11 protein-coding genes are annotated in these 20,866 nt (G+C 60.8%); 7 read left to right on the top strand and 4 right to left on the bottom strand.

The genetic code is table 11. The features are described 5' to 3' along the window. Positions 1 to 39: 39 nt before the first annotated feature. Positions 40 to 597 (top strand): YceI family protein, encoded by a 558-nt coding sequence (locus ACMGGX_RS04735; protein ID WP_420298101.1) that lies wholly within the window; start codon positions 40 to 42, stop codon positions 595 to 597. On the opposite strand, the gene ACMGGX_RS04740 is transcribed toward ACMGGX_RS04735, so the two are convergent. From ACMGGX_RS04740 to ACMGGX_RS04750, 3 genes are read right to left on the bottom strand one after another with little or no spacing between them, the layout of a single operon-like run. Then, complete coding sequence (locus tag ACMGGX_RS04740) at positions 589 to 1,380, bottom strand: hypothetical protein (protein ID WP_348561881.1); 792 nt, start codon at positions 1,378 to 1,380, stop codon at positions 589 to 591. The two genes, ACMGGX_RS04735 and ACMGGX_RS04740, sit on opposite strands and share 9 nt — an antisense overlap. After that, positions 1,377 to 1,934, bottom strand: coding sequence for an RNA polymerase sigma factor (locus tag ACMGGX_RS04745; protein WP_420298102.1), 558 nt, complete (start codon positions 1,932 to 1,934; stop codon positions 1,377 to 1,379). Before ACMGGX_RS04745 ends, ACMGGX_RS04740 begins: the two co-directional genes overlap by 4 nt. Further along, positions 1,915 to 2,442, bottom strand: a complete 528-nt coding sequence (locus ACMGGX_RS04750) for a tetratricopeptide repeat protein (protein WP_059445673.1) — start codon at positions 2,440 to 2,442, stop codon at positions 1,915 to 1,917. The genes ACMGGX_RS04745 and ACMGGX_RS04750 overlap by 20 nt, the downstream gene beginning before the upstream one ends. 760 nt (positions 2,443 to 3,202) lie before the next feature. On the opposite strand from ACMGGX_RS04750, the gene ACMGGX_RS04755 reads away from it, so the two are divergent. The 5 genes from ACMGGX_RS04755 to nudI all read left to right on the top strand — a co-directional run bounded on the left by ACMGGX_RS04755 (position 3,203) and on the right by nudI (position 19,646). Next, entirely contained in the window at positions 3,203 to 14,170 is a 10,968-nt protein-coding gene (locus tag ACMGGX_RS04755) for a BapA/Bap/LapF family large adhesin (protein ID WP_420298103.1), read from the top strand. 81 nt (positions 14,171 to 14,251) lie between these two features. Next, entirely contained in the window at positions 14,252 to 15,655 is a 1,404-nt protein-coding gene (locus ACMGGX_RS04760) for a TolC family outer membrane protein (RefSeq protein WP_023308900.1), read from the top strand. Beyond that, complete coding sequence (locus tag ACMGGX_RS04765; protein ID WP_325760934.1) at positions 15,652 to 17,850, top strand: type I secretion system permease/ATPase; 2,199 nt, start codon at positions 15,652 to 15,654, stop codon at positions 17,848 to 17,850. Before ACMGGX_RS04760 ends, ACMGGX_RS04765 begins: the two co-directional genes overlap by 4 nt. A gap of 10 nt (positions 17,851 to 17,860) precedes the next feature. Further along, entirely contained in the window at positions 17,861 to 19,030 is a 1,170-nt protein-coding gene (locus ACMGGX_RS04770) for an HlyD family efflux transporter periplasmic adaptor subunit (protein WP_086374946.1), read from the top strand. Positions 19,031 to 19,220: 190 nt separating this feature from the next. Then, positions 19,221 to 19,646 (top strand): nucleoside triphosphatase NudI, encoded by a 426-nt coding sequence (gene nudI, locus ACMGGX_RS04775; RefSeq protein WP_181593708.1) that lies wholly within the window; start codon positions 19,221 to 19,223, stop codon positions 19,644 to 19,646. On the opposite strand, the gene ACMGGX_RS04780 is transcribed toward nudI, so the two are convergent. Further along, positions 19,618 to 20,349 carry a helix-turn-helix domain-containing protein gene (locus tag ACMGGX_RS04780; protein WP_420298104.1) on the bottom strand — a complete coding sequence of 244 codons (732 nt, stop codon included), beginning with the start codon at positions 20,347 to 20,349 and terminating at the stop codon, positions 19,618 to 19,620. The two genes, nudI and ACMGGX_RS04780, sit on opposite strands and share 29 nt — an antisense overlap. Positions 20,350 to 20,445: 96 nt before the next feature. Between ACMGGX_RS04780 and ACMGGX_RS04785 the strand changes: the two genes are divergently transcribed. Further along, positions 20,446 to 20,865: a nuclear transport factor 2 family protein gene (locus tag ACMGGX_RS04785; RefSeq protein WP_420298105.1), complete on the top strand. Its 420-nt coding sequence runs from the start codon at positions 20,446 to 20,448 to the stop codon at positions 20,863 to 20,865. Position 20,866 lies beyond the last annotated feature (1 nt).

Below are 20,866 nucleotides of genomic sequence, written 5' to 3' on the forward strand. Positions count from 1 at the left end.
TGACGCGTTTACTCCCTGCCCCCTAAAAGAGATCCTGAGATGCTGCGACGCCTGGTAATAGTGCTTGTTTTGGTTTGTCCGTGGGCGATGGCTGCCCCGAAGAGCTACATAATCGACACCGATAACACCGATATTCGGCTATCGTGGCATGCCTTCGGCGGTATCCTCTCCTGGGCGACGTTCAGCGGCGTGACGGGCGCCGTGACGCTCAACCCGGAAAACGACGTCGACGACCATATTCACGTCACAATTCCCGTAGCGACTCTCGTAGCCTCAAACAAGCTGCTCACCTGGCAGCTGAAAAGCGACATGTTTTTTGAATCCGAGCGCTACCCGACTATCGAGTTCATCAGCTCACGCGTGGTCGCCCAGGGCGACGGGCGGTTCAGGGTGTTCGGCACGCTGACCGTACGGAACATTGCCCGCCCGGTGATCCTGGAGGCCGTCGTGAAAGACCCGCACACGCAGGCCCTCACGCTGGATGCCACGACGGCGATCTCGCGCGCGTCCTACGGGATGGATAAGTTTGCGCTGGTCGTGGACGATCGTATTGCCATCGCCATTGCGATTAAGACGAACGACGTGCCGTCATCCTGAGATGAGCCGCTGTAGCTGCTCCGCGTTGCCCCGCAGGTGAGACGGCGGGTTGCGGCCAATCAGGACAAACTGGTAGCCCGCCTCCTGCCACCACGCCAGGTTCATGCCGTGCCGCTGCTCCTGGCGCAGAGAGGCCGTCATCTTCTCATCTACAGGAGAGATACAGAGCGCCATCGGGCCGTAGTCGGCGTTTATCCAGGCAATCTGCGCGATCGAGGTGGTTTCATAGCGCAGCATTCGCACCATTTTCAGCTCTGCCCCCTGCAGGACAAGCTGCGACATGTGCAGCTTGATGCCGATGTCCTGCGCGGCTCGTTCCAGCCCGCGCTGCAGGACCGGCGTTGCGCTGTCCATATCCAGCAGCGTTTCGACGCTGTACAGGGACATATATTGCGCTTCAAGGTCGCGAATATGGGCGTTCTCATCCACTGGCGCGGAAGCGGGCCGCAGCAGGTAGCCCAGCCCGGATCCGACCATCAAAAAGCTGACCGATGCGGCAATCAGCGCCCGCCTGCTGACGCCAGCCGGCGTGGAGGATTGCGAATCGGGAAGCGCCGCCAGACGCGCCTGCATTGTCTCCAGAGGTGCCTCATCCAGCAGGGGGGCAAACGCCCCGGCGAAATCCTGGCTGCTTTTCATCAGTTCGGCGGTTCGCCCGGAGAGGCGTTCGTCACTTTTCAACTGTTCTTCAAATTGCTGCGCATCGGCGCGGCACATCTCGCCATCTATCCATGCCACGATAGCGTCGTCGTTATAGGGCGGTGCAAAACGGTGCGAGTTCAAGAGCGTTTCTCCTTTACCGGAGGCAGTGCGTCAGCGGACCTGGCAAGCCGAGCCCGCGCCGTCGCCAGCCGGCTCATTACGGTACCGATAGGCACCCCCAGAGTTTCCGCCGCCTCCTGGTAGGTAAAGCCTTCGACATAAACCAAAAATACCGCGTTGCGCTGAGCTTCAGGCAGCGCGTTAACGCGTTGCATCACCTTCATGTAATGCAGGCGCGTCTCATCCTGTTCGCGGGTATCCGGCGCCAGAAGCTCGTCGCTGGCCACAAATCCCTGCCCCTGACGCACGTATCGGGCCCGAAGCTCAGAGATCCAGATGGAGTGCAGTATCGCGAACAGCCACCTGTCGATGCGCGTGCCCGGCGTATACTGGCTGCTCCGTTCAAGCGCACGCACGCAGGTGGACTGAACCAGCTCTTCGGCGATATCCCTGTTTCGCGACAGCACCAGCCCATAGCGCCAGAGACGCGGCAGGTGTGCGGCTAACTGTTGGCGAACCTCACTGGTAGCGATGTGTTTTCCCTCCACGAGAAAATCAGGATTCCGGATGTCCATTGATGGCGGCCTGCAGGTCACGGTACTCCTCGCAGGACTGGCCACAAATACCGGCAATCACCTTCAGCTGTTCTTTCGCGAGGTCAGGACGTCCTTTTACCATCCACGCTTCACCGAGATATTCCCGGGCTTTGGCATAATCCGGAGCGATAGCCAGCGCGCGCTGGTAGTAACCAATCCCTTCGTCCGTGCGGCCAAGCTTGCGCGTGGCGAACCCGCGATAGTTCCACGCTTCAGCCGTATTGCCATTTTTCAGCGAATCAAGCAGGTTGAGCGCCGCCTGGTACTCGCCTTTTTTCGCGAGATGGTACGCATAGTTGGTTTTGTCCTGGTCGCTGAGGCTGCTGCTCTTGTCCGGCACGCATTTCTGGGTGGCGCTGTCATACACCTGTCCGGAAGGACAATCGGGCGTTTTGCTCTCGGTACTATTATTGCCCATTGCCAGCGCCAGGGGGGACAGCAGGGAAAAAATCAGCACCGGGATCAAACGGAACGAGGACGTGTTCATATAAAGCTCCAGGGTAAGAAGTGAGTGACGTCAGTAAACGCCCGACTGACGCTTTTTATTCATTCTCCCCATAATTTTTTTGTTGTCGCAAAATCATGCTGTTGTCGTAGCCCCAATGGAAATTAATCAGTTTATTTTATCCTTTCCTTAACGCTATTATTTTCGCGTGATAGCAGAATTTTAACCCCGCATAAGAATATATTTTATTGTGCACGTGATATAATATATCTTATATCAAAAACGTTACCCTAACTTAAATGCATATTAAGCGCGCTTAAACAATAACGTTTTACAGTATATTAAAAATGTCTCCTACCAATTATCATACTGCGTAAATCATATTTAAAATCAACATCGGAAGACAAAGTCAAAATCATTAAAAACAAAGAGTTAAAATAGTTAAATTATTAACAAGCCCAATGTATTAATGCCCTCTTCATTGTTTTGGCACTTATTTACGAAAGCTTAATTTGCACAACCATCGTTTTCTGTCTATATCATTTTTATATTCTTGAAAATAATTCCTCTATTAATTACAGGGTTTTATAAGACACAAAACACCCATAAAAACTGTTCTCTTTATAAGTCATTAGATTCGCTCTGATGTTGCCACTCTGAATTCTGGCGGGCATCGTGCGCGCTAAAAACAACGGTCAGTGCTGCGTGATAACAGCGACTGCGCCGGGGGCGCCCTTTACCTTCTGCAGAGATGGCTCGTCTTGCTCGCCGTTCATGATACATCTGCTGGAGTAATGCCTAAATGAGCCAAATCTCTGTTATATCGAAACTTACTGGCGTGGAAACGACCACGGAAGGCACACAGGTTACGCTGAGCCATTCCTCTATCGTTGAGCTTCATGTCGAGCGAGCGAGCGTCTCCCACTTCGCGCGAAATGGTAACGATCTGCTGGTTACGCTGCACTCCGGCGAGGTGATCACCCTTAAAAACTTCTACGTCACGGACGCGCAGGGCGTGAGCCAGCTGGTACTGCAGGACAGCCAGGGCGCATTATGGTGGATTGAAGATCCGACCGGAGCCGCCACGTACGAATCTATCGCCTCAACGGATGTGCTGCTTGCCTCTTCCGGGAGTGATGCCGGTGGTGCCGCCATCTGGCCATGGGCTCTGGGCGGCATTGTCGCAGCGGGCGGCATCGCGGCGGCGGCAAGCACCGGTGGTGGTGGCGGCGGTGGAGATGACGGCAATAATAATAGCCCCAACCCCAACACACCCGTCGATCCTGCCGATCCGGATACAACGCCGCCGAACGCGCCTTCCGGCCTTAAGTTCTCTTCAGATGGCAAAACCGTCACCGGTACCGCCGAACCCGGCAGTACCATCACGCTGAAAGACGCAAACGGGAATGTTATTGGATCAGGAAAAACGGGCAGCGACGGCAACTTTACCGTCTCCCTCGGCACACCGTTGACCAACGGCGAGCAGGTGACCGCCACCGCGACGGATAACGCCGGGAATACCAGCCCGGGCACAACGCTCAACGCGCCGGACATCACCGCGCCCGATGCGCCAGCAATCACCAGCGTAACGGACGATATTGCCCCGCAGACGGGGGCAGTCAGCAACGGCGGCAGCACCAACGATCAGCGCCCGCAGCTTAGCGGCACCAGCGAAGCGGGCTCGACCGTGACGATTTATGACGGCGGCGTCGCTATTGGTACGGCGGTGGTCGCCAGCAACGGCACCTGGACCTTTACCCCGTCGGTTGACCTGAGTGAAAGCACTCACCAGATTACCGTGCGGGCAACCGACGCCGCGGGCAACACCGGGCCTGCCTCACCGGTGTTTACCCTGACGGTGGATCTTACTCCGCCGGACGCGCCGACCGCGATTGTGCTGACCGACGATACGGGCGTTATCAGGGGAACCATCACGTCGGGCGCGCTTACCGATGCTTCACTGCCGCTCCTGGCGGGAACCGGCGAGCCCGGCGGAACCATCACCATTTACGATAACGGCGTGGTGGTTGGCACCACAACGGTTCAGCCCAACGGCACCTGGAGCGTCACGCCGAACGGCCCGCTCCCGGACGGGACACACTCCATAACCGTCACTGAAACTGATGCCGCCGGAAACCTGAGTACGGCCTCAGAGCCTATCATCTTCACCGTGGACACCACGCCGCCGTCTGCCCCGGGTAATCTCGTGGTGTCGAATGATGGCGGCACCATCAGCGGCATCGCGGAAGCTGGCAGCACGGTGACCATCCGTGAAGGCGATATCACCCTTGGCACGGTGGTTGCCGACAGCCAGGGTAATTTCAGCCTGACGCTGACCCCGCCAAAAGTTAACGGTGAAATCCTGACCGCTGACGCCACAGACGCGGCGGGCAACACGGGACCAACAGCCTCCGCGGCGTCACCGGATATTACCTCGCCGCAGATGCCAGTTATCGTGTCTGTGATTGATGACGTGCAGGCCACCACCGGCCCCGTGGGTCAGAATGGTCTCACTAACGACACGACGCCGACGCTCACCGGCACAGCTGAACCGGGTTCAACCGTTACTATCCGTCTGGACGGTACTGATATTGGCACAGTGCTAACCGACAGCAACGGTCAGTGGTCTTATACCCCCACCACGCCGCTTGTCGAAGGCGCTCACACTTTCACCGCCGTTGCCACCGATACGGCGGGTAACACCAGCCTTCCGTCGGAGGGCTTCACCTTGACCGTCGATATTACTCCGCCACCGGCAGCGACTATCGCTACCGTGACCGATGATGTCGGCGGCGTTCAGGGTCCGCTTAGCAGCGGCGATACCACGGATGACACCAAACCGCTGCTGCAGGGCACCGCCCCGGCTGATGCGGTGATCACTGTCTATGACGGCGCAACCCTGCTCGGCACCGCCACCCTTGACGGCAGCGGCGGCTGGAACTTTACGCCAACGACTCCACTCACCGACGGCCTGCATTCGCTGACGGTTCACGCCACGGATGCCGCAGGCAATACCAGTATCTCCAGCCCGTTCGCACTGGTAGTGGACACCACGCCACCGCTTGCTCCGGGTAATCTCGTGGTGTCGAATGATGGCGGCACCATCAGCGGCATCGCAGAAGCTGGCAGCACGGTGACCATTCGTGAAGGCAACGTCATCCTTGGCACAGCTGTTGCCGACAGCCAGGGTAACTTCAGCCTGACGCTGACCCCACCAAAAATTAACAGTGAAATCCTGACCGCTGACGCTACCGACACGGCCGGCAACACCAGTCCAACCACCTCCGCGGCGGCACCGGATATTACCCCACCGCAGACGCCAGTTATCGTGTCGGTGATTGATGACGTGCAGGCCACCACCGGTCCCGTGGGCCAGAACGGCCTCACCAACGACCGGGCCCCGACCGTGAACGGAACGGGCGAAGCGGGCTCGACCATCACGATTTATAACGGCAGCGATGTCCTCGGTACGGTGGTTGTTTCCTCCTCTGGCCTGTGGAGCTTTACGCCCCCCTCACCGCTGACCGATGGCACGTACGTGCTGACGGCAACGGCGACGGATCCCGCCGGTAACCCGAGCGGGTTATCAGACTCGTGGACAATTAACGTCGACGGGACGGCACCTGGCGCCCCGGTGATTTCACAAGTCGTGGACGATGTTCCCGGGCGTACCGGCTCGCTCGATATTAATGAGACCACCAACGATGCCACCCCGACGCTCAGCGGTACCGCCGAACCAAACGCGACGGTCACCCTCCGCGTGGACGGTGTTGCTATTGGTACGACCGTCGCCAATGGCCTTGGCGTGTGGATCTTTACCCCAGACACCCCGATCGCTGAAGGTCCACATACCCTGACCGCCGTCGCAACTGACGCGGCGGGCAACACCAGCCCCGTCTCCAACACCTGGACTCTGACGATTGACAGCGTCGCGCCAGCCGCCCCGGTCATTACCCAGGTGCTGGACGATGTGCCGGAGCGCCTCGGCGCGCTCACTTCTGGCGACAGTACCAACGACACCACGCCAACGCTCAACGGCACGGCTGAACCGGGCTCAACCGTCACCATTCGCCAGGACGGCCTCGATGTCACAACGATTGTGATCGACAGCAGCGGCACGTGGACCTATACCCCGACCACGCAGCTTGTTAACGGCACCTATACCTTTACCGTCGTCGCCACCGATACGGCGGGTAACACCAGCCAGCCGTCAAGCGGATTCACCCTGACCGTCGATACCACGCCGCCAGCGGCGGCAACCATCGCCACCGTGACCGATGACGTCGGCGGCGTTCAGGGCACGCTTAGCAGCGGCGATACCACGGATGACACCACGCCGATGCTGCAGGGCACCGCCCCGGCTGATGCGGTAATCACCGTCTATGACGGCGCAACCCTGCTCGGCACCGCCACCCTTGACGGCAGCGGAGGCTGGAGCTTTACGCCCGTTACCCCGCTCACCGACGGACCGCATTCGCTGACGGTTCACGCCACGGATGCCGCTGGCAATACCACTGTCTCCAGCCCGTTTGTGTTGACGGTAGATACCGTCGCGCCTGCCACGCCGGACATCCCGGCAATCACAGTCAATCCTGACGGAACAGAAACACCGTTGAACCCGGGCGAAACCACTCGCGACACCACGCCGACCCTGAGCGGTACCGGCACGGCGGGCGATACCGTAACGATCTACAACAACGGCGCCAAAATCGGCGACGCTGTCGTGGACAATACCGGCAACTGGTCGTGGACGCCATCAACCCCACTGCCCGGCGGTACCTATGACATCACCCTGACCGTTACCAACGTGGACGGCACGGGCAACGAAAGCGCCCCGTCGCAGCCAGTAACCATCACCATTGATACCGAAGCGCCGGCTACGCCTGCGGCACCGACCGTCACCGACAGCGTTACACAGATCACCGGCCCCGTTCCCGATGGCGGAACCACCAACGATCCGCGCCCGGTCCTGAGCGGCACCGGCACGCCGAACGACGTCATCAACATCACTGATACCGTTAACGGCACACCGACCGTCGTGGGCACCGTCACGGTAGACAGCAGCGGCAACTGGAGCTGGCGTCCTGACAGTAATATTGGGGAGGGCAGCCACGCCTATACCGCCACCGCCACCGATGAGGCGGGCAACGTCTCTGACCCGTCGCCAGCGATTACGATCATCGTGGACACCCTGGCGCCGGATACGCCGGTGATTAGTGCAGTGGGCGGTGAGCCGAACGGTGGCTACATCACGGATACCACACCGACAGTGGGCGGAACCGGCGTCAACGGTGAGACGGTGATCGTCTACAACAACGGCGTCGAAGTAGGCCGTGTCGTGGTGGCTAACGGGGAATGGAACCTGACGCTTCCAACGCAAACGGACGGTCCGCTGAATATCACCGTTGCGGGTGTGGATGCGGCTGGCAACCTTAGCGCGCCGAGTTCGATCTTTACGGTCACCCTCGATACCGTTGCGCCAGAGATCCCCGTCATTAGCACTGTAGCTGACAGCCAGCTGTCTAATAACGTGCTCTACACGAAGGACGGCACGCCAACCCTTACCGGGACCGGTGAACCCGGCACCACCGTTATCGTTTCCGTAGACGGCACGCCATCTACAGTGCTGGTGACGGTCCAGCCGGGCGGCACCTGGAGCTGGACTGCCGACACGACGCTGCCGGATGGTCCTCATACGTTCACAGTATCTTCCAGCGATCCAGCGGGTAACTCCTCCGGTGATTCAGCACCGCTGAGCGTGACGGTGGATACCGCCGCGCCTGCCGACCCGATCAACATGGCCCTGGCTCAGGAAGGAACGCCGCTGACCGGTAACGCCGAGGCAGGAAGTACCATTACCGTAAAAGACAGCGGTGGGACCGTCATTGGTAGCGGCGTTGCCGCCAGCGACGGCAGCTTCTCGATTGCGCTGAGTCCGGCGCAGCTGGATCCGACCACGCTGACCGTGACCGCCACCGATGCCGCAGGAAATGCCAGCCCTGGCGCATCCTTTATCGTTACCGATTCACCGCTCGACCTGCCGCAGGTGCCCGTCATCACGGCGATTGTCGATGATGCGGATCCGGTCACCGGCGATGTGAAAGGCAAAACTACCAACGACACCACGCCAACGCTTACCGGTACGGCCGAAGCGGGCAGCCTGATAACCATCTATCAGGACGGTAGCGCGACGCCATTGACAACGGTGACCGCTGACGGCAGCGGCAACTGGAGCTATACGCCAGCCGCGCTTGGCGAGGGGCTGCACACCTTTGAGGTGACCGCGACCCTCAACGGCCAGACCAGCGGCCGCTCTCCGGCGGCCAGCGTCACCGTCGACCTTACCGCACCGGGCACGCCAGCTATCGGCGCGGTGATTGACGACGTCGGTCCGGGCACCGGCCCGCTGACCAGCGGCCAGATCACCAACGACAACCAGCCGACCCTCACCGGCACCGGCGCGGTGGGCGATACCATCTCCATCTACAACAACGGCGTGCTGCTGGGCAGCGTGGAGGTCGGCAACACCGGCACCTGGAGCTACACCACGCCCGTTCTTGCAGAGGGTAATAACGTCCTGACCATCCGCGAGACCGATCCGGCAGGGAACCAGAGCGGTCCTTCGGCGGGCTTCACCGTCGTGGTGGACTCCGTTTCCGCCACGCCGGTTATCACCAACGTCACGGATAACGTCGGTAACGCCGCCACCACGGTGGTTAGCGGCAGCGAAACGAACGACGCCACGCCAACCCTTTCGGGGACAGCGGACGCAAACAGCGTGGTGACCATTTTCGACGGCGGCACCCAGATTGCCGTGGTAACGGCTGACGGCACCGGCGCATGGACGTTTACCCCTGATACCGCGCTCGGCGAAGGCTCGCACAGCTTCACCGTCCGGGCGACCGACCCGCTGGGCAACGTCAGCGCAATCTCAGCCCCATGGAGCGTGGTGGTTGACCTGACGGCACCGACGGTTCCGACGCTGGATAATGTCAGCGACGACGTCCCTGGCGGCGTTCTGGGCAACCTCACCAGCGGCCAGGTGACCAACGATAGCACCCCAACCATCAGCGGCACCGGGCAGGCAGGCAGCACGATTCACATCATGAATAACGGCACGCAGATTGGCACTGCAGTCGTTGACGGCAGCGGGAACTGGTCCTTTACGCCAACCGCGCCGCTGGGCGACGGCAGCTACTCCCTGCGCGCGTATGCAACGGATACCGCAGGCAACGCCTCGGCGAACTCGTCGGTCTTTGCCTTTACCGTTGATACCGCAGCTCCTGGCGTACCGGTGGTGACCAGCGTGATTGACGATGTCGGTCCGGTCACCGGGACGCTCACGTCGGGTAACAGCACCAACGACGCGCGTCCAACCTTCAGCGGCACGGGCGACGTCGGTTCTACCGTGCACGTGATCGTTGATGGCAGCGAAATTGGCACTGCGGTGGTCAATGCCCAGGGCAGCTGGACCTTCACCCCGGGTACCGATCTGCCCGACGGGCCGCACGCCATCACCTTCAACGCTACCGACGCGGCGGGCAACGTGGGCACCGCAACGGCACCGTTTAACCTGACGGTGGATACGGGCGTGCCGTCGGCGCCGGTCATTTCGACCGCGGGTGACAATGTGGGCAGCATTCAAACCCCGCTCTCTTCCGGGCAGAGCACCGACGACACCACGCCGACGCTGAACGGCACCGCGACCGCGAACGCCGCGGTCACCGTGTATGAGAACGGCCAGCCGGTCGGTACCGTTCAGGCGGACGCTACCGGCGCATGGAGCTTTACGCCGTCAACGCCGCTGGCCAGCGGCAGCCATACCTGGACCGCCACGGTCACCGATGCAGCGGGCAACGTCAGCCCGACCTCGCCGGGCTTTACCCTGATTGTTGATACCTCGGCACCGAACGCGCCGGTTATCAGCCAGGCGATAGACGACGTGGGAAGCATCACCGGCCCGCTCACGTCCGGGCAAACAACCGACGATACCGTTCCGCGCCTTGTTGGGACCAGCGAACCGTTTGCCACCGTGAACATCTATGAGGGAACAACCCTTGTCGGAACAGGCACCGCGGATGGCAACGGAAGCTGGAGTATCTTGCTCAACACCACGCTGACAGCAGGCGCGCACAGCTTTACCGCGCAGGCGACGGATGCGGCAGGCAACACCAGCGTGTCCTCCACCAGCTTCAGCCTCACCGTCGACACCACGCCGCCTGCGCTGCCGGTGCTGACCAGCATTCTGGATGACGTGGGCAATGCGGCGACGCCGGTGGCGTACGGCGGGTTCACCAACGACGCGCAGCCAACCCTCAGCGGCACAGCGGAAGCCGGGTCAACGGTGAAAATCTTTGATAACGGCGTACAAATCGGCAGCGTGACGGCGACCGGCGGGGCGTGGAGCTTTACGCCATCCCCGGCGCTGAGCAACGGTCCGCACAATTTAACCTTTACCGCCACCGATGCGGTGGGCAACGCGAGCGCGCCTACCGCCGGGTATGTAATTAACGTCGATACCCTCGCGCCGGGCGCACCGGTCATCAGCTCGGTCATTGATGATGTCGGCAGCGTCACCGGGCCGGTGACCGGAACAAATCCGACCAACGACACGCGCCCAACGCTGAGCGGTACCGCCGAAGCGAATGCCACGGTGCGGATCTACGATGGCATCACGCTGGTGGGCACGGTGACCGCCGACGGCAGCGGAAACTGGACCCTGCCGCAAACCACCACGCTGACGCAAGGAACGCATAACCTCACCGCCACGGCCACCGATGCGGCGGGTAACACCAGCGTGGCGTCAGCCGTGACGACGATTATCGTCGATACGACCGCCCCAACGGCACCAACCGGAACCTTCAACGCCGACGGTAGCGTCCTGACCGGAACTGCGGAAGCAGGCAGCACCGTCGCGATCCGCCTTGCGGACGGCTCGACGGTGACCGCCATTGCGGGCAGCAACGGCACCTACACCTACACTTTCATTAACAAACAGACCGAAGGCCAGACGCTGCAGATCACCGCCACCGATGCCGCGGGCAACACCTCGCTGCCGGGCTCCGCCCTTGCGCCGGTGGTGCCGCTCTCCGCCAGCAATAACGTCGAAGAGCTGAACCTCAGCACCACGGCAACCGTGACCAACAGCCAGTACAGCGATTACGGCTTCCTGCTGGTCGGCGCCGTCGGCAACGTCCTGACGCTGCTGGGCAATGATACGGCCCAGGTCAACTTCACGGTGGGCAGCGGCGGCAGCGCGGATATCGTGGTGAACGCCAACGCCACGGGAGCGGTGCTCTCTCTGCTCAACACCCTTGAACTGGTGGTTCAGCATTACGTCAACGGCGCCTGGACCACCGTGGTGGACACCGGCCAACCGCAGTTTGCCGATCTCCTGACCCTCGGCGCAACCGGCGTCTCGCTGAACCTGACCGGGCTGGCTGACGGCAACTATCGCGTGCTCAGCTACAACACCAACCTGCTGGCAACCGGCTCCTACACCAGCCTCGACGTGGCGGTGAAAGAGACCGGTCCGGGTACGGTCACGGGCGAAACCAGCCTCAACGGCAACGTGATCCTCGATACGGACCCGACCGCCGGCAGCGACAACGCGCCGGCCGGAACCACCATCTCCGCGGTCACTAACGCCCAGGGCGTCACCACCAGCGTGAATGCCGACGGCACGGTGATCCAGGGCCAGTACGGTACGCTGACCATCAACCGCGACGGCAGCTACACCTACAACCTGACCGACACCAGCGCCGCGGTCATTGGCCGGACGGAGAGCTTTACCTACACCATTACCCATAACGGCGTCAGCGCGTCAGCAAACCTGGTACTGTCTCTGGGTGCCGGTACGGTAATCAACGGTATTGTGGCAGTGGACGACACGGCCTCGCTGACCTTTGACACCACCGTGAGCGAGATTAATAACGGCGCCTCGTCTCAGAACGGTTTTACCCTGGTGGGCATTAATCTCGGCAGCACGCTGGGGCTTAACCTGCTGGACGACATGACCAACCCGATTATCTACAACGTGGAGGAAGGCACGACCCGCACCATGACCATCCAGGCCTCCGTGGGTGGCGTGGCGCTGGCGTCGGTGTTCGATCTGTACGTCTATAAGTTCAACAACGCCACCCAGACCTTCGAGCAGGTTCGCGTCGAGTCGGGCTGGCTGCGCGCCCCGCTGCTGGGGGGGACCTCATCCCAACTGACGCTGAATCTGCCGGCCGGGGAGTACCTGTTCTTACTCAATACCGCATCGGGGATCGCCGTCCTGACGGGCTACACGCTGAGCGTTCTGCAGGATCATGTCTACAGCGTGGCGAGCATCAGCGAAACCACCACGGGCGACGTGCTGGCGAATGACCCTGTTCCGGCGGGCACGGTGGTCACCGAAGTGAACGGCGTGGCGGTCAACAGCAGTGGAACAACCGACATTCAGGGGGAATACGGCACGCTGACCATCAATTCGTCCGGCCAGTACACCTACACCCTCAGAAGCGGCGTGGGGGCGGACCATATCAGCACGCCTGACACCTTCGTCTACACCGTTACCGCACCTGACGGCTCGAAGGATACGGCATCGCTCAACATCACCCCAACCGCCCAGGCGATGGATGCGGTGAACGATGTCAGCGCCACGATGGACCTCACCTCGGTGCACCACACGTCGGTCTACTCGGATACCACCGTGGGCACCGCCAGCTGGACGACGGCGCTGCTCTCGTCAACCCAGGGCTCCGGCAGCGGAACCTTCGTGGTCGACGCGAACACCGCGCTGCACAACGCGTCGCTGCACTTTAACGTGGCCTCGCTGCTGTCGCTGGGCGGACTGACGGTGAACTGGTCCATCAGCGACGGGTCGGGCGTGATTCGCAGCGGTTCCTTCAGCGGCGCCTCGCTGCTGGGCGGCAGTATCGACGTTCCGCTGACCGGGCTGGATCTCAACGCCGGGACCTATACGCTGAACTTTACCGGTAGCGTACCGGGGCTGAGCGTCGGGACCATCACCATCACCCCAAGCGTGAACGGCACCACCTACTCGCTGAGTGATTTTGACGTCACCGGCAGCCACACCGTCAACGGCAATATCTTTGACGGCACCGACTCTGGCGGCGTGCTGGATCAGCTCCACTCGGTGGATACCCGCCTGAGCGTGACCGGGTACAACGGCGTGACCACCACGCTGGATCCGTATACCGGCAGCGCAACGGTGAACATCACCGGCCATTATGGCATCCTGGCGATCGGCGCTGACGGTCATTACACCTATACCCTCAACAGCGGGGTATCGCTCTCAACCATGACGTCGAAGGAGACCTTCAACTACACCCTGACCGATGCCAACGGCAACACGGATACCGCCACGCTGACCATCAATATGGCGCCGCAGTTCATCAGCTCGGAGCATAACGACGCCATCACCGGTACGGCCTACGGCGATACGCTGATTTATCAGGTGCTGAACAGTACGGTGGGAAATGCCACGGCGGGTAACGTCAGCAGCACCGGGGGCGATCACTGGACCGGCTTCTCGCTGGCGCAGGGGGACAAAATCGACATCGGCGATCTGCTGGTGGGCTGGAACGGTAGCGCCTCGACGCTGGGGAATTATCTCCATGTTACTAATAGTAATGGCAATACCGTGATCTCCATCGACCGTGATGGTGCAGGGTCCACCTACACTAATACTGCACTCGTTACGCTTGATAACGTTCAGACCACATACGACGAGCTTGTTAACCAGCAACACATCATTACCTGATAGCACCTGCAAGAGATGACCCGGGCGCACAGCGCCCGGGCATAAATAATAAAGACATACTCTTTTTAATAGGGACATGACATGGGAATGAAGATGCCTCACTGGTGGCTCTCGTGCTGCCTGATATCTATGCCCGCTCTCTGCGCGAACCCGGCGGCAATCATCAATACCGGGCAGCTTCGCGAAACGCAGGAACTCCCCTCGCTCAATGGCCGCGTCGCACCTGCGGCCGGCAAAGCCGCACCCGGTTCATTGCAGCTTGGCGATGCCGTTAACCGCGCCGTCACCTGGCACCCGGCGATCAGCGAAGCCGTGGGAAAACTCTATGAACAGAGCGAAGAGGTGGACGTCGCTAAATCAAAATACTATCCGCAGATTAATGCCGGCGTGGACAACGGCTATTCCCATGACGGCGACCAGAACGGCTTTACCCCGTCGCTGGTGCTCTCTCTCTCACAGATGCTCTACGACTTTGGCAAAGTGGCCAGCCAGGTGCGCGCCGAGAGCGCGGGCGTTGCTCAGCAGCAGGCCAACGTGCTGGTGAGTATCGACACTATTGCCCACGATACCGCCATCGCCATGGTGCAGGTGCAAACCTTGCAGCAGATGGTCGACACCGCTAAAGAACAGCTCGACGCTCTCTCCTCGATTGGCACGCTGACCCGCCAGCGTAACGACGAAGGGGCCACGTCGCTCTCTGACGTGGTGCAGACCGATGCGCGCATTGAAGGCGCGCGCGCCCAGCTGATGCAGTACCAGGCCAGCCTGGACAGCGCCCGCGCCACGCTGATGAGCTTTCTCGGCTGGAACAGCCTGAACGCAATCAGCAATGACTTTCCGCAAAAGCTGGGCCGGAGCTGCGACATCGCCGAGCCGGATGACCGTCTGGTGCCCGCGGTACTTGCCGCCTGGGCGCAGGCTAACGTCGCCCAGGCGAACCTCGACTATGCCGACGCGCAGATGACACCCACCGTCTCGCTGGAGCCGGAGGTGCGTCACTATATGAACGATCGCTACGCGGGGAGTGAAACCCGGGATCGCACCCAGTATTCCGCCTGGGTGAAAGTGCAGATGCCGCTCTATCAGGGCGGCGGCCTCACCGCCCGGCGTAACGCTGCCGGACACGCGGTGGAGGCGGCGCAGTCCACCATTCAGCGTACGCGTCTTGACGTCCGCCAGAAGCTGCTGGAAGCCCGCAGCCAGGTGATGAGCCTGCAAAGCACGCTGCAAATTCAGGGCCGCCAGGAAGCCCTCAGCGCCCGCACCCGCGAACTGTACCAGCAGCAGTATCTCGATCTCGGTTCGCGCCCGCTGCTCGACGTGCTCAACGCCGAGCAGGAGGTCTATCAGGCGCGCTTCACCCAGCAGCAGACCCTCGGTCAGCTGCACCAGCTGCAGCTCAACTGCCTGTATAACACCGGGCAGCTGCGCCATGCGTTCGATCTTGATAACCGCACCATCCAGACCGTGGAGATCCAGCCATGAAGCAACGCGAAATCCCGCAGGGTGAAACGATGACGGATGAGGCGCTGGCGCAGTGGGCGCAGGCCTTTGGTTTTGTCGCCACGCGCTACCGCGTCGCCTGCTCGCCCGGCTCGCTCATCGCGGGCGCGCCGTGGCTAAAAGGCAAACCGATGGTGCCCGCCCTCACCCAGCTGGCCCGCGAAGCGGGGCTGTCGTTTCAGCTCCTTACCGACGATCGGCAGGCGATCAACAGCTGGCGTCTGCCGGTAGTGGTGGCGATGAACGACGGCAGGATCGGCGTGATCGAGCATTTCGACGGGGAGGATACGCTGGAGGTCAGCTTTTTCGACAATGAGACCTATACCAACCGGCTGTCGATGACGGCGATGCTGCCCGCTATCCGCCACGTTATTGCCCTGCGTCCCCTCGCCGCGCTGAAGGACAGCCGCGTGGACGCCTATATCTCAAAATACCGTCCGGACTGGCTCTACCGGCTGGTGATGCGCGATCTGCGCCCCTACAGCTGGGTCATGCTGGCCGCCCTCTTTATCAACGTGCTGTCGCTCTCCGGAATCGTCTTTTCCATGCAGGTCTATGACCGGGTGATCCCCGCCCAGTCCTATCCGACGCTTTACGTCCTGACCATCGGGGTGCTGATTGCCACCCTGTTTGGCTTTGTGCTGCGCGTGGCGCGCGGGCACATTATGGATCTGCTCGGCAAGCGCTCGGACATGCGCGTTTCGGATCGCGTCTTCGGCCACGCGCTGCGGCTGCGCAACAGCGCGATCCCCCGCTCCACCGGCAGCTTTATCTCTCAGCTGCGCGAGCTGGAGCAGATCCGCGAGATGGTGACCTCGTCTACCATCTCGACGATTGTTGATCTGCCCTTCTTTCTCCTGTTCGTGGTGGTGCTGGCGATCATCGCCCCGCAGCTGGCGTGGATCGCCCCGGTCGCGGCGGTGATCATGGTCCTGCCCGGCCTGCTGCTGCAGAAGAAGCTGGCGGAGCTGGCGAAACAGTCGGCCCATGAATCGACCCTGCGCAACGCGGTGCTGGTGGAGAGCGTGCAGGGGCTGGAGGACATCAAGCTGATGCAGGCGGAAAACCGCTTTTTGCAGCAGTGGAACAGCTATATCCAGATCACTGCGGAATCCGGCCTGCGCACCCGCGAGCTGACGCAGAACCTGATCAGCTGGGGGATGACCATACAGAGCCTGGTCTACGCCGGGGTGATTGTTGTCGGCGCCCCGATGGTGATCGACGGCACCCTGACTACCGGCTCGGTGGTCGCCGCGTCGATGCTGGCCTCCCGCATGATCGCCCCGATGGCGACGCTGTGCGGCGTGCTGGCGCGCTGGCAGCAGGTCAAAGCGGCAAAAGAGGGGCTGGACAGCATCATGCAGCTTCCCACCGAAAACCAGCGCGAGGAGACGCCGATCCGCCAGGACGTGCTGCGCGGACACTATCTTTTCGAGCAGGCGCAGTTCCGCTATCAGCCGGACGATCCGCGCATGGCGCTGCGCATTAACCGGCTGGAGATCCGGCCGGGAGAAAAAGTGGCGATCCTCGGGCGCAACGGCGCGGGCAAATCGACCCTGCTGCAGGCCATGGCGGGCGGGATGGATCTGGCGGCCGGCGAGCTGCGGCTTGATAACTTCAGCCTGCCGCATCTCGACGTCGCCGACGTCCGGCGCAACGTCGGCTTTATGACCCAGAACGCGCGGCTGTTTTACGGCACCCTGCGCGAAAACATCACCCTCGGCATGCCGCGCGCCACCGACGAAGAGATTTTCGAGGCGCTGGAGCTGACCGGCGCGGCAGGCTTCGTGCAGAAGCTGCCCAAGGGGCTGGACTACCCAATCATGGAAAACGGCGTGGGATTATCCGGCGGGCAACGCCAGTCGATTCTGCTGGCGCGGATGCTCCTGCGCGATCCGAATATTGTGCTGATGGATGAACCCACCGCGTCGCTGGACGAGCACACCGAGCGGGAATTCATCCAGCGTCTTGGCGACTGGCTCGGGCATCGCACACTGATTGTCGCCACGCATCGCGTACCGGTGCTGGAACTGGTGGAGCGCGTCGTGGTGTTGAAAGAGGGAATGCTGGTGATGGACGCGCCAAAGGCCCAGGCGCTGAACAACAGCCGTATGCAGCAGCAACAGCAGCAGGCAGCAACCGGACGGGAGTGGAAAAATGAAAATCAGTCAGCGTGACGTGGCGGCAATGGACGATCTGGATAACGCCCTCGACTCCGAAAGCGGCTACACCGGCGCGCGTCGGATCGTGATCTTCTCGCTGCTGATGTTTGTGGTGTTGGGCGTCTGGGCGTGGTTTGGCGTGCTGGATGAGGTATCAACCGGCTCGGGTAAAGTAATCCCCAGCTCGCGCGAGCAGGTTCTACAGTCTCTCGACGGCGGGATCCTCACCGAGCTGAACGTTCACGAGGGCGATCAGGTGCAGGCCGGACAGGTGCTGGCGCGGCTCGATCCGACGCGTTCCGAATCGAACGTCGGCGAAAGCGCGGCGCGCTACCGGGCCTCACTGGCCTCCAGCGCCCGCCTGTACGCTGAGGTGAACGATCTCCCGCTGAAGTTTCCCCCTTCGCTGGCAAAGTGGCCGGATCTGATTGCTGACGAAACGCGCCTCTACAACTCACGCCGCGCGCAGCTGGAAGATACCCAGCGGGAGCTGCGCGCCGCGTTAGATCTCGCCAACAAGGAGCTGGCCATCACCCAGCGGCTGGTCAAAACCGGCGCCGCCAGCCACGTGGAGGTGCTGCGCCTGCAGCGGCAGAAAAGCGATCTGGAGCTGAAGCTCACGGACGTGCGCTCGCAGTATTACGTTCAGGCGCGCGAGGCGTTATCCAAGGCCAACGCCGAGGTGGATATGGTTTCAGCGATCCTCAAAGGCCGCCAGGATTCCGTGACCCGTCTGACGGTAAAATCCCCGGTACGCGGGATCGTGAAAAACATTAAGGTCACCACCATCGGCGGCGTGATCCCGCCCAACGGCGAGCTGATGGAGATTGTGCCGGTGGACGATCACCTGCTGATCGAAACCCGCCTGTCGCCGCGCGATATCGCCTTTATCCACCCGAACCAGGAGGCGCTGGTTAAAATCACCGCCTACGATTACGCCATTTACGGCGGCCTGCACGGCGTGGTGGAGACGATATCCCCGGATACCATCCAGGACGAGGCCAAGCCGGAAGTGTTCTATTACCGGGTGTTTATCCGCACCAGCCAGGATTACCTGGTGAATAAGGCGGGTAGGCACTTCTCGATTGTGCCGGGGATGATTGCGACGGTGGACATTAAGACCGGCGAGAAAACGGTGCTGGATTATCTGATCAAGCCGTTTAACCGGGCGAAAGAGGCGCTGCGGGAGCGGTAGTCAATCGCCTCACCCGGCCTACGTTCTAAAGCTAAGGGGAACGTGGTTTTCTCCCTCTCCCTGTGGGAGAGGGTTGGGGTGAGGGCATCACAAAACGTGGAATACCGAGGGATGAGAATCGAACATCCCTAACATAACCTCCCCACTTCTTCTGCTAAAGTAGCCCAAACTCATTTTTCAGGAAGAAATCATGCGCCAACGAACCATTGTCTGCCCCATCATCCAGAATGACGGTGCCTACCTCCTGTGTAAAATGGCCGACGATCGCGGCGTGTTCCCCGGCCAGTGGGCTCTCTCCGGCGGTGGAATGGAACCGGGCGAAACCATGGAACAGGCGTTGCGCCGTGAGATCCGCGAAGAGCTGGGCGAAGCGCTGGAGATTGTCTCGGTTACGCCATGGGCTTTTCGCGATGACATCAAGGTGAAAACCTACGCCGATGGCACCACAGAGGAGATTTACATGATCTATCTGATCTTCGACTGCATCAGCGCCAACCGGGAAGTCACGTTTAATGAAGAGTTTCAGGAGATCGCCTGGGTGAATCCGGAATCGTTAAAAGAGCTGGATCTCAACGCAGCCACGCGCATTACCTTCGCCCAAAAGGGCCTTCTTTAATCACCCACTGCCCCGGCGTTTTACCGGTCCACGCTCTGAAAACCTCAATAAATGCGCTGACGCTGCTGTAGCCGCAGGACAGCGCAATCCACCCTACCGGCTTCCCCGCCGCCAGCCACTCCATTGCCCGCATGACGCGCGCCAGCTGCCGCCAGTTAACAAAGTTCATTCCGGTCTGGGCGCTAAACCGACGGTTGAACGTACGCACGCTCATCCCAGCATGAACAGCATGGCTCTCAACCGTCTGGTTATCATCGACAAACTGCAGCAAATGGCTGACCACGTTCTTCAGACGCGGATCCGTCGGCACGGGCAGAGAAAAGCGAGCCTGGGGCGTCAGGGCAAGCTCATCCAGCAGCAAAGTAAGCTTTCGCGGATCGTACTCGCTCTCTGCATCGCATAAACGGGAAAACAGTGCATGGGTGAGATCGTCGGGCTCGAACAGCGCGGGCGTATCGGGAAGCATTGCGCACCCGGCGGGGTCAAGAAAGATAGCGCAGCCTTCTACCGCACTTTCGGAAAAAGCGGCGTGCTGCCGATCCGGAGGGATCCAACCGATGTGTTTTGCCGGTACGACCGATCGCGCCTGCGGCGTCTCAATGACCAGCAGCCCCGCTGCAATGCGCCACAGCTGGCCGGTGCGATGACTGTGCCAGGGCGTTCGGTACCCGCCGGGATGAAGGAGCGTTTCAACTCTGACCATATCATTTTGACCGAAAATCGTTATTCTTCGGCATATTAGAGAAACTGCGACTTCGGCTGTCAAGGATAATGGTGATTCACCATATAAGGAGCCCGCATGAGCATTATCACATCCTTGATATCCCACACCGACAACGCCGCGCAGCGCGAAAAGATGGCCTGCCTGTTAACCCGCTTATTCAACGGCGATATCGATCCGGCAGAGGTATTTACGCCCGATTACCAGCAGTTTACGGACGGTCACGCGCTTGACTACCGGGATTTTGTCCAGCATCTGAGCCACGTCAGCTCGCAGATCCGCGCGATCGCCTTTACCGTGGTAGAGATAGCCTGTCATGACGAACTTCTGGCTGACCGGCATATCGTGACGGTCACTTATCCTGATGGTCGTCAGGCAGAGATCGAGGTTTACCTGTTTGCCGCGCTGCGTGAAGGGAAAATCTGGCGGATCCATGAAGTCACGCGAGCACTCAGCGGCGATGCTGCAGATCGCATGCTGGCACACGCGACAGAATAAC

The organism is Enterobacter sp. BNK-29 (assembly GCF_048684785.1).
Classification (GTDB): domain Bacteria; phylum Pseudomonadota; class Gammaproteobacteria; order Enterobacterales; family Enterobacteriaceae; genus Enterobacter; species Enterobacter cloacae_M.

What these genes read in the sequence shown, in the direction of transcription:
- ACMGGX_RS04745 (WP_420298102.1), bottom strand. Translation starts at nt 1,934, where the DNA reads ATGGACATCCGGAATCCTGATTTTCTCGTGGAGGGAAAACACATCGCT.
- ACMGGX_RS04760 (WP_023308900.1), top strand. Translation starts at nt 14,252, where the DNA reads ATGGGAATGAAGATGCCTCACTGGTGGCTCTCGTGCTGCCTGATATCT.
- ACMGGX_RS04735 (WP_420298101.1), top strand. Translation starts at nt 40, where the DNA reads ATGCTGCGACGCCTGGTAATAGTGCTTGTTTTGGTTTGTCCGTGGGCG.
- ACMGGX_RS04750 (WP_059445673.1), bottom strand. Translation starts at nt 2,442, where the DNA reads ATGAACACGTCCTCGTTCCGTTTGATCCCGGTGCTGATTTTTTCCCTG.
- ACMGGX_RS04755 (WP_420298103.1), top strand. Translation starts at nt 3,203, where the DNA reads ATGAGCCAAATCTCTGTTATATCGAAACTTACTGGCGTGGAAACGACC.
- ACMGGX_RS04785 (WP_420298105.1), top strand. Translation starts at nt 20,446, where the DNA reads ATGAGCATTATCACATCCTTGATATCCCACACCGACAACGCCGCGCAG.
- ACMGGX_RS04765 (WP_325760934.1), top strand. Translation starts at nt 15,652, where the DNA reads ATGAAGCAACGCGAAATCCCGCAGGGTGAAACGATGACGGATGAGGCG.
- ACMGGX_RS04770 (WP_086374946.1), top strand. Translation starts at nt 17,861, where the DNA reads ATGGACGATCTGGATAACGCCCTCGACTCCGAAAGCGGCTACACCGGC.
- nudI (WP_181593708.1), top strand. Translation starts at nt 19,221, where the DNA reads ATGCGCCAACGAACCATTGTCTGCCCCATCATCCAGAATGACGGTGCC.
- ACMGGX_RS04780 (WP_420298104.1), bottom strand. Translation starts at nt 20,349, where the DNA reads ATGGTCAGAGTTGAAACGCTCCTTCATCCCGGCGGGTACCGAACGCCC.